General features: G+C 47.9%; 8 protein-coding genes. 1 reads left to right on the forward strand and 7 read right to left on the reverse strand.

The genetic code is table 11. From position 1 onward, the window contains the following. From uvrA to RDL68_RS04990, 3 genes are all read right to left on the reverse strand, one after another. Positions 1-2,259 (reverse strand): excinuclease ABC subunit UvrA (gene uvrA, locus RDL68_RS04980; protein ID WP_308540581.1); only part of this gene is annotated, 2,259 nt, incomplete at its 3' end. A gap of 24 nt (positions 2,260-2,283) precedes the next feature. Next, positions 2,284-4,278, reverse strand: coding sequence for an excinuclease ABC subunit UvrB (gene uvrB, locus RDL68_RS04985; protein WP_308540582.1), 1,995 nt, complete (start codon positions 4,276-4,278; stop codon positions 2,284-2,286). After that, entirely contained in the window at positions 4,275-5,480 is a 1,206-nt protein-coding gene (locus RDL68_RS04990) for a S41 family peptidase (protein ID WP_308540583.1), read from the reverse strand. Before RDL68_RS04990 ends, uvrB begins: the two co-directional genes overlap by 4 nt. Positions 5,481-5,696: 216 nt before the next feature. On the opposite strand from RDL68_RS04990, the gene RDL68_RS04995 reads away from it, so the two are divergent. Beyond that, the gene (locus RDL68_RS04995; RefSeq protein WP_308540584.1) at positions 5,697-6,335 is read left to right on the forward strand and encodes a thymidine kinase; all 639 of its coding nucleotides are present in this window, start codon (positions 5,697-5,699) and stop codon (positions 6,333-6,335) included. A gap of 36 nt (positions 6,336-6,371) precedes the next feature. Here RDL68_RS04995 and RDL68_RS05000 read toward each other — a convergent pair whose 3' ends face one another. The 4 genes from RDL68_RS05000 to pyk form a co-directional block, all read right to left on the reverse strand. After that, a complete protein-coding gene (locus RDL68_RS05000; protein WP_308540585.1) occupies positions 6,372-6,998 on the reverse strand; it encodes an ABC transporter ATP-binding protein in 627 nt (208 codons plus the stop codon). 1 nt (position 6,999) lies between these two features. Next, positions 7,000-9,027 carry a DUF1430 domain-containing protein gene (locus RDL68_RS05005; RefSeq protein ID WP_308540586.1) on the reverse strand — a complete coding sequence of 676 codons (2,028 nt, stop codon included), beginning with the start codon at positions 9,025-9,027 and terminating at the stop codon, positions 7,000-7,002. Between the two features lie 181 nt (positions 9,028-9,208). Next, positions 9,209-9,514: a lactococcin 972 family bacteriocin gene (locus tag RDL68_RS05010; protein ID WP_308540587.1), complete on the reverse strand. Its 306-nt coding sequence runs from the start codon at positions 9,512-9,514 to the stop codon at positions 9,209-9,211. A gap of 183 nt (positions 9,515-9,697) precedes the next feature. Then, positions 9,698-11,155, reverse strand: a 1,458-nt coding sequence (gene pyk, locus RDL68_RS05015; protein ID WP_308540588.1) for a pyruvate kinase, incomplete at its 5' end; no start/stop codon positions are given.

The raw sequence follows: 11,155 nt of genomic DNA on the forward strand, positions 1-11,155 counted from the left end.
AAAATGCATCTCGACTTTAATCGTTCCATCGCCTCGGCAGGCTTCGCAACGTCCGCCTTTCACGTTGAACGAAAAGCGTCCCTTGTCAAATCCCCGTAGTTTTGCTTCGTTCGTCTGGGCAAAGACATCCCGAATGAGATCGAAAACTTTGGTGTAGGTTGCCGGATTGGAACGCGGTGTTCTCCCGATGGGCGACTGGTCAATTTCAATCACCTTGTCGAGTGCTTTTTCTCCGCGAATGCTGCGATATGCCCCCGGACGCAGATGCGCCTGGTTCAGACGATTCGCCAGCACTTTGTACAATATGCCCTCCACAAAAGAGCTTTTTCCGGAGCCGGACACGCCTGTAATGCACGTCAAAACGCCCAACGGCAAACGGATGTCGATATTCTTTAGGTTGTTTTCCTGACAGCCGAACACTTCCATCCATCCTGTAGGTTTCCGGCGTTCGACCGGCACGGGAATAAATTTGCGATGCGACAGATACTCTCCGGTGATGGAATGCGTATTGGCACAAATATCGTCAAAGGTGCCTTCCGCGACCAAAGTTCCCCCTTGAATACCTGCGCCAGGACCGATGTCTACAATCCAGTCCGCCGCACGCATGGTGTCCTCGTCATGCTCGACAACGATTAACGTATTGCCCAGATCGCGCAAATTTTTGAGTGCGCCAAGCAGCCGATCGTTGTCACGCTGATGAAGACCGATGGACGGCTCGTCCAACACATAGACCACCCCCACCAGTCCGGCACCAATCTGTGTTGCCAAACGAATACGCTGGCTTTCTCCACCGGAAAGCGTTGCGGCATAGCGATCCAGGGTTAGATAATCCAAACCTACGTCCACTAAAAATTGCAAACGCGCTTTTACCTCTTTCAGAATCGGACGGGCGATAATGGATTCGGCTTCGGTAAAGGTGAGCGTATCCACCCAGGTTAGTGCCTCATGAATGGACATTCGGTTAAATTCCGCGATATTCTTTTCGCCAATATGAATGGCAAGCGCTTCCGGACGCAAGCGGTCACCATGACAGGTTTCACAAGTGTTTTCTGCCATGTATTCCCGTATACGCTGCTGCATAAAGTCGGAATTGGTCTGTTGATAGCGGCGCGTTAAATTGGGAATCACGCCTTCCCAGGAATCGTAATACGTCTTTTGACCGGAAAAATGCGAATCAAAGCGGAATCGCAGTTTTTTGCCCTTTGTGCCATATAAAATAGCGTCGATAACCTCTTTCGGTGCCTCGCCGATAGGACGGTCCGTCTGCCAATGGTACAGCGCACAAAGCGCGTGAATCATTTCGTAATAGTACGTTCCTTTCACCGAAGTGGCAAACGGCGCAATCGCTCCTTCGTCGATGGAAAGATCCGGATTGGGAATGCACAACTTGGCATCCACCGCGATGTGAAAACCGATGCCGTTGCAGTCCGGACAGGCTCCCTGGGGACTGTTGAACGACAGCAGACGCGGTTCAATGTCTTCTATCACCATGTGACCGTTGGGACAAGCGAGTTTCGAGGAATAGCGGTGCAGTTCCCCGTCTACCACTTGAATCGCACAGCTGCCGTTGGCTTGCTTTAACGCTGTTTCAAGAGACATCGCCAATCGTGAACGCATTCCGTCACGACGCACCAGACGATCCACTACAATAGCAATGGAATGCTTCGTATTTTTGTCTAATTCCGGCTGTGTACCAAGATCAAACATTTCCCCATCCACCAATACACGGGTAAATCCCTGCCGTTCCAAATTGGTGAATATTTTATCGTGCCGTCCCTTCTTATCGCGCACCACCGGCGAAAGCACGAGAAAACGTGTCTTGTCGGGAAATGCCATTACTTCTTCAACGATCTGATCCACCGCCATGGCGCGAATCGGCTCGCCGCAGACTGGACAAAACGCTTTGCCCACTTTGGCATAAAGCAGGCGCAAATAGTCATGAATCTCTGTCACCGTCCCCACCGTAGAACGTGGATTGCGGTTCGTTGTTTTTTGGTCAATGGAAATAGCAGGCGATAATCCTTCCACCAAATCGACGTCCGGCTTATCCATCTGCCCCAAAAACATGCGAGCATAGCTGGACAGACTTTCTACATAGCGACGTTGTCCCTCTGCGTAAATCGTATCAAACGCTAACGAGCTTTTTCCGGAACCGGAAAGTCCGGTCATTACAATCAGTTTGTTGCGTGGCAGCGTCAAATCCAAATTTTTCAAATTATTGACGCGCGCACCGCGAATAACGATATTTTCGAGTGTCATGTCCATCCTTTCTATTGCATTTGCTTAGGAAAGACCATATTCACGCTTCATCGCGCGAATCGCATCGCGCAGGCGTGCCGCGCGTTCAAAGTCCAGTTCTTCTGCTGCATGGCGCATTTCCACGTCCATCGTGGTGAGCATCTGCATCAGGTCTTCGCGAGAATAGCTCTCTTTTTCTTCTGTCGGCAATGCGCCTTGATATTCTTGCAGCTCTTCCGCGGCAATCTCCGTCGAAATGCGCGCGTGAATTTCTTTCTGGATGGTCTTTGGCGTAATCCCATGTTCCTCGTTATACGCTTGCTGCAAGGCACGACGACGCTTCGTCTCCTCCATGGCAGCCGCCATAGAATCGGTCACCTGATCGCCGTATAGGATAACTTTTCCGTTCACATTACGTGCCGCCCGACCAATGGTCTGAATGAGCGATGTTTCGGAGCGCAAAAAGCCTTCTTTATCCGCATCCAAGATAGCAATCAACGATACCTCCGGCAAGTCCAAGCCTTCACGCAGGAGGTTTATGCCAATAAGAACATCATAGGTTCCCAGACGCAAATCACGTAAAATCTCCATGCGTTTGAGCGTCTCGACATCGGAGTGCAGATAAATGGCTTTGACTTTCGCCTCTTCCAAGTACTTGGTTAAATCTTCCGCCATTTTTTTCGTCAGCGTGGTGATGAGGGTGCGTTCTCCGCGTGCGGTTGTTCGCTGAATTTCACTCATCAAATCATCAATCTGGTGTTTCGTCGGACGCACCTCGACAAGCGGATCCAAAAGTCCGGTCGGACGAATAATTTGGTCTATCGTCTGTGTCGCATGTTCGTTTTCATACGGTCCCGGTGTTGCCGACATGAAAATCGCCTGCGGAACCAACGCTTCAAACTCATCAAATTTTAGGGGACGATTATCCAACGCCGAAGGCAAACGAAAACCATAATCCACTAAGTTCTGCTTACGCGCGCGGTCGCCGTTATACATCCCGCGCACCTGCGGAATCGTCTGGTGGCTCTCGTCCACCATGAGCAGAAAGTCTTTGGGAAAATAATCGATCAGTGTGTACGGTCGGGAACCCGGCGGACGACCGCTCATCGGCGCGGAATAGTTTTCAATACCGGAACAGAAACCCACTTCTGTCAACATTTCCAAGTCGTAGAGTGTACGCTGTTCGAGTCGCTGCGCTTCCACTAACTTGTTTTCGCTTTGCAAAACGCTCAGGCGCTGTTGCAATTCCTCTTCTATGCGGACGATGGCACGTTTCAATTTTTCTTTGGTTGTCGCATAATGGCTTGCCGGATAAATCATGAAATAGCTTCTGCCGCGCAGGATTTCCCCTGTCAGCGAATTTATCTCCAGGATACGGTCAATCTCATCGCCGAAAAACTCCACCCGGATGGCTTCTTCATTGGACGACACGGGAAAAATATCGACGACATCGCCGCGCACCCGAAACGTTCCACGCTGAAACGCTACGTCGTTTCGTACATATTGAATGGAAATGAGTTTGCGCAGGAAATCATCCCGATCTATGGTCATCCCCGGACGAACGGAAACGGTAAGCTCTAAATAGTCTTCCGGATCACCCAGACCATAAATGCACGACACCGAGGCGACGATGATCACATCTCGTCGTTCAAAGAGAGACATCGTCGCCGAATGGCGTAATTTATCAATTTCATCGTTTATCGAAGAATCTTTGGCTATATACGTGTCCGTCGCTGCCACATAGGCTTCCGGCTGATAATAGTCATAATAGGAGACAAAATACTCCACGGCGTTATGCGGAAAGAAAGCGCGCAGCTCTGAACAAAGTTGCGAAGCCAGCGTTTTATTATGCGCGAGCACCAACGTCGGACGCTGGATGGCCTGAATAATGTTCGCCATGGTAAAGGTTTTGCCGGAGCCGGTCACACCGCGCAGCGTCTGGTAGTGGTCTCCGCGACGGACGCCTTCCACAAGCGCACGAATGGCCTTGGGCTGGTCGCCCGTCGGTTGAAACGCAGATTCGAGCTGGAAGCCGCTCATAAGCCCTTCACTTCTTCAATCGCGCGTTTAAGCTGCGGATCCTCCTCCAAGAAGCTCGGACCGATACCTTTCGCTTCTTCCGGCGCCTTTACCACGATATCCGGCGTAATGCCTTTTCCATGAATCTTTTCCCCATTTGGCGTGAGATATTCCGCCATCGTCAGCTTAAAGCCACCTTCTTTTCCGTCTTCCCCAAGGGGATAAATCTGCTGCACAATGCCCTTTCCAAAAGTCGTTTCGCCAATGGATTTCGCTCGTTTATTGTCACGAAGCGCTCCCAAAAGAATCTCGGAAGCGGAAGCAGACCCGCCGTTAGCAAGAACCGTGATCGGCTCGGTAAACTGCTTATCGTCAGACTCGCTCTTGTCCTCATTTCCTTTGTTGTCCACCGTCGTGACAATGGTCGCTTTTCCCAGCAGCAGGTCGGCGATTTCCTCACACGTATCCAGCAAACCGCCCGGATTATTGCGCAAATCCAGAACAAAGCGTTTGGCACCCTGCTTTTCCAAATCTTTCCATGCCTTTTCAAAATCCTTCGCGCTATCTTCATCAAAGGAAGTCAGCTGCACATAGCCAATATTATCCGGCAGCATCTTACTGACCACCGTATCGACTTTAATCATTTCCCGAACAATGCGCACATGCGATGTCTGCGTTTTTCCCTGAATTACACGCTGCACAGTCAGATCCACAGGCGTATTCGGCTCACCGCGCATCTTGTCGGTAGCTTCCTGCAAATCCTGTCCCGTATAGGTAATGCCATTCACTTCGATAATTTTGTCGCCTGCTTTTACCCCCGCTCGATCGGCTGGTGTATTGGCAATGGGCGAAACCACCGTAATCAGATTATCGTCGCCTGCTGTAATCACTAAGCCGACACCGGCAAATTTGCCGCTGGTGTCTTCCATCAAACGCTGATACTCCTCCGGTGTATAGTACTCCGAATAGGGATCATTAAGCCCCCAGAACAGTCCCTTATAAATACCGGTTTCTAAATCTTCCGGTTTATAGGAAAAAAGATAGTCGCTCTTGATAGCTTGCCGATACAGCTCTATGTTTTTCATGATGCGCCGATCGGTTTCGACATCCCCCGATGCCGTACCAACCATGTCCGCTTCCATATTTTGACCTAAAATAAAGCCACCGCTGCCAACGGAAACCAAGAGAAGCAACAGCAGTATGGTTTTTCCGAATTTTTTCATCGTCGTCTCCTTTTCTCTGAAAACTGTCCCGTCCATTATACCACGGAACACCAACGACATAGATAAAGGTCTCTCTCCGTTCCCCGTCTTTGTTTTCCTGTATCAGGATGCTCTCATAACGCCCCCAACGCTTTTCCCCTGCCGGTTAAGTTCCCCTCGTTGTCGCCTCTTCTCTTGTGGTATAGTGAACTGACGCGTATCAGGAGGAAAAAATGTATGGCAAAACTCTATTTTCGCTACGGCGCAATGAATTCCGGTAAATCGACCTTGCTTTTGCAGGTTGCCTATAACTATGAAGAACGAGGGATGCACGTTTTGCTTCTTAAGCCCGGCGTGGATACCAAGGGCGAAGATGAGATTGTCAGCCGTCTTGGCGTCCGCCGGCGCGTGGATCGCGTGATTGCGGAAGAAACCGACTGCCGCACGCTGGTGCAGGAAGAACGAAAAAAGCGCCCCATCGACTGTATATTGGTCGATGAAGCGCAATTCCTTTCCCCACGGCATGTAGAACAGCTTTTTGCTGCCGTTATGGACACCCGTATCCCTTGCATCTGCTATGGTCTGCGTACCGACTTTCGCGGCGAAGGCTTTCCCGGCAGTCAACGTCTGCTGGAACTCGCTCATTCGCTGGAAGAGCTCAAAACCATCTGCCATTGCGGACGAAAAGCCATCATGAATATCCGTCGCGTAAACGGGAAAACCGTCTTTGAAGGCGATCAGGTGTGCATCGACAACAGCGCCACCATCGAGTACGAGGCTGTCTGTGGACAATGCTTCCTGGCGGAGCGCAGAAAGGTAGGCGAAGTCCCCTTGGCAAGCCTGAATGAGGATTATCCTCTCCCCAACGAGGAATAGGGGATGGTTTTCTCCTCAAAAAGCCATCCCTTCTTTTTATGACAGAGCGACGACTTCGTCTGCTCGCTCCCAAATCGACGGACTATGTGTTGCAATGATGATGATTCGCTTTTCATCACGCATACGAAATAAAAGAGCTAATATTTCTTCTGCCGTTTTCGGATCTAAAGACGCAGTAGGTTCATCGGCAAGCAGAAGCGGAGGTTCCTTAAGGAATATCTTTGCTAAGGCGATGCGTTGCGCTTCCCCGCCCGATACCGTATACACTTTCGTATTTAAGCTCAGCTTTGCCAAGCCGACTTTCTCCATTACCTCGTTGAACTGATTTTGTCGATCGGACTTGGATACTTTCTTGCCGACAAGACCCAGCATCAAATTTCTTTCAATTGATTCGTCCGGAATTAGCCCGGCATTTTGAAACAAATAGCCCAGCTTATTGGCAAAAAACCACTGATCTTTCATTGTATTGAGCGGCTTGCCATCAAGAAGGATTTCTCCCTGATCATAGGGCTCCAACTTTGCCATCATATTCAGTAATGTTGTCTTTCCCGATCCGCTTCGTCCGATGAGCGCATAGATTTTCCCCGGATGAAAACACTGGCTGAACCGAGAAAAAATAACACGCTTGCCAAATGCTTTTGTTACTTCTTTGATCTCCAGCATTTCATTCTCCTTTCAGTATAGTCACTGCCATTCGATTCTCTCTTTTCATCTGCCAAAAGAGCAACCCTATGGACAAAAGCAAAAAACCAATGCCAACACTGCTGACAACCAAGGTGTTCTTAAATAGCCCCCATAAGACCGCATCGATGAGAAGGAATAGTGCACATTGTACAGCTATATACCGTCTATGATTAGCAAAAAAGGGAACACCAGACAAACGATACAAAAATATTTTTCGGCGACATTCCTCAAAATACATTCGATTCATCGAAATAAAGATCACAATGGCCGTAAACACACCCATTAACGTCGATATCACCGTTGTCATCAAATCTACTCTATAGTTCCGTGTAACCCGCTCATACAAATGCGCACTTTCTTCAATATGAGAAATCCATTGCAGAACTCCCTTTTCCCGCAGCAAAGAGACATAAGGTTCATCTTTATGCAAAAACAGATAATAGTCGAGATCCGATGCCCATGCTACTTTTGCCCCAAAGGAATCTCCGGTAGACTTTGGTGTGAATACAATAAAAACCGGTGCATTCACAAACTGCTCCGTCGGAAAACCAATTTGATTATACAAAAACACCCTCTGCATATCCGGAATCTGCATGGTTTTAACCTGCATTGTTCGAGTTGCCGTTCCGTCTTGATTAACTGCATAGTGCCCATTCATGAGTTGAACCGCACTCTTCTCTATATCCTCCGTGGATTCTACTAAAGATTTGGGCACCAAAAGGGCGAATTCCCCTTGCTCAAGATTATTAATGGTCGATCGTACTTTTTCATCCAGAGAAATGGACTCCGCTTCAAAATAAGATGGACTCACATAAAGTAAACGCTTCTCTAAGGCTCTTGTTTTGCGTTCTTCTTCACTATTCCCTAATGGATTTATTCCTATGAAGTCTCCCATCTCATTTTTAACAAAAACTGTACCTTTTTGCTCAAACGCTGTACGGATGAACGAAAACCATGCTTCGTCTCTCCGCTTTTGCTCATTGGCATCTTTGGATAGCGCCGTATCGCTGAAAGTAAGATTCACATATTGCTTTCTCTTCGCCCATTCCGCTTTCGCTTCCAAGAGTCGAATCGTCGCAGGAACTAATCTACGGCTTCGATCAACCCCAAATCCAACAACAAACATCGCAACGGCTTGTCCCAAAAGAAGAATCACCAAAATTGATTTTGCAGGAACTTTTCCTTTCACGAGATCAACCAGCCGAGAGGATTGTAAAATACAGAGAAACAATACATGTAGGAGCAGCCCAACAAGAAACACTATGCCTAAATATAAAAGAATCGCCGCACCCACATAATTCATAAAGGCGATGTGCCAAAATCGAAAAACAACCATTATGCTATTGGCGATCAAAAATCCAATGCCTCCGGCGAATGCCATAGCCAAAAGATCTTCTTCGATATTATTCAGAAACAGGCTACTTGTGCGTATGCCCGAAATCAAACGAATACCTGCTGCGGGAAGATCCCGCAAATGGTCTAAAATCTCCACTGCAATAAAAAGTAAAATGAGTAAGGCAAAAAAAAGGATACCGACGGCGCTTGAAAAACTGCGTATTATGCGCACAAAAATGAACGGATGTGGCGTAATTTTAATTGGGTCATTCGATAAAGAAGCCATCTCTTCCGCAAGTTTTTTTTGACTCAGCGCACCTTTATAAATGATTACCGATCCGGCGCTGTCTGCATCCTCAATTTCCTTTTCTGTCGCAGAAAGAAAACCAGCCGGTGTTTCCTTGGTGCCAAAAAAGACATATTTAAATGCGTCTTCCGATAAAGAAGCTACCAAAATGCGACGCGCCAAAATACTATTATTATCTTCAGCAATGCGTTCCAATGTACTGCTAACATCTTCCCAGCTTTTTTCTTTTTTTACCGACTGAAGCCGTACTGAGGGAAAGGACGAATACAAGTGACTGCGTTGATTAAAAAAAATCATCGTTATTACTAATAAGGAGATCGCAAGCGTGCTGAACAGCAAAGAGAAAAACAATCTTTTATTTTTCATCTTCTCCTCCTCTGGAAAGCCATGTATTAGAGGCGATTACTGACCAGATTTTTTATTGATGGACGAAACAAGGCATCGTTCTATTGCGATGCCTTGTTCCTTTGCAATATAAATTGCGTATTACCTGCAAACATCCATCACAAAATATGATATTCTTGAACGCGACAAAGCAGTATTTTCTTTAGAATCCATAGTCGAATTCAATGTGCTCCCCAAATTTACAATTAATAAAAGCTTCAGAAGTGTCCCCGGCGTATGCTGTGCCACGCTTCGATTTTGCATCACTGTCTCGTACTACCGATGACCAGTGCCAACGTGTAGGATGATAATAATTAGAAAAAGCACCCCAATTGGACGGATCATGATATCCACCGTAAGACCAGTACCCTCCATCCACACTCTCTCCCGCAAAAACCGTCGAAGAGAAAAGTACGCAAATCGAAAAAATGACGATTGCTTTTCCAAAAAATGATAATACTTTTTTCATCTTATTAGACTCCTTATCGTTTTTAAGCAATCACAGCCGACCTTCTTCATGACCCCACTTTTCCATTTCCAACTTAACTATAAATCTTTTTTTAATTCGTGTCAATGGTTTGTTATTTTTCTATTAGAGGAAATGACCTAATATGAGATTCAAGAATAAAAAGCTGCTTTCTCCTTTCCCACCTTAGGCGAACGCTTGAATCCCTTTATATACCACCCCGGTCGAGGCATCGACCGTGACTTCTTCGCCTTCTTCCAACAACGCATAAGCGTCCGTTGCGCCCACAATGGTCGGAATGTTGTAATGTCTGCCAAGAATCGCCGCATTGGACGTCAAGCCGTCTTCCTCTACGACAACGGCACCCGCTTTTTCAATGTAGGCAATCATATCGGTTCCCGTCGTGCGGCATACCAGTACGCTGCCGGGACGAAAAGAGGCTTTCATTTCTTCCGCTGTTGCGCCATGAACCACTTTTCCGCCCACAATACCGGTGCCAATGCCCGTACCCGAAACAACAATATCGCCAATGGTATGCACTTTAATAAAGTTAGTGGAAGCACCCCTTCCAACAGGAATTCCGGCAGTGAGAACAATTTGGTCTCCTTGATGACAGAGTCCTGTAGAAAGAGCGGCTAAAATAGAACGCTCGATCAATTCATCGGTTTCTTTGGAAACGGTGGAAAGCACTGGCGAGACACCCCAGACCAATGCCAGCTGATGATACACTGTCTCCTGCGGTGTAACCGCGATAATGGGGGTTACCGGACGATAACGAGAAATTTGACGAGCAGTGAATCCGCTTGCTGTCGATGCGACAATCGCAGCAAGCTGTATCTGCTGCGCAATAATGCATGTCGATCGAGAGATGGCGCTGGACACATCGACGCTTACCCACATGTCGCGGTCTTCGATGGTGCGCAGAAAATCCGGCGATTTCTCTGTGGTTTCCGCGATCACGCGCATTTGGCGCACCGCTTCCACCGGATATTTGCCTGCAGCAGTTTCTCCGGAAAGCATCACCGCATCTGAGCCATCCAAAATCGCATTTGCGACGTCGTTTACCTCTGCACGAGTCGGACGAGGGTTTCGCTGCATAGAGTCCAACATTTGCGTAGCCGTAATGACGGGTTTGCCGGCTAAATTGGCTTTGCGAATAATCTGTTTTTGCACCAACGGCACACGTTCGGTTGGAATCTCCACACCAAGGTCGCCGCGCGCAACCATGATGCCATCGGCAACGCGCAAAATATCGTCTAAGTTATTAACGCCCTGTTGCGACTCGATCTTGGCGAAAATAAGCACCTTCTCGCCGCCGTGTTCTTCACAAAGCGCCCGAATAGCAAGAATATCCTTAGCAGAGCGAATAAACGAAGCAAAAATAATTTCCACGCCTTCCTGTAAACCGAAGAGTATATCTTCTTGGTCCGTTTCGGTAAGCGCCGGAAGCTGAATATCCGTCGCCGGAACATTCACGCCCTTGCGGTTGGAAAGTACACCGCCGTTGTTGGCTTTACAATGAATTTCCGTATCATTTTCCACAGAAAGCACTTCCAGCTCCACCAGACCGTCATCGATGAGAATACGGGTTCCTTCCTGCACATCGTTTGGCAGTCCGGCATACGAAATGTGTACGATTTCTGC

The sequence above is a fragment of the uncultured Murdochiella sp. genome (assembly GCF_902488755.1).
Lineage (GTDB): Bacteria > Bacillota > Clostridia > Tissierellales > Peptoniphilaceae > Murdochiella.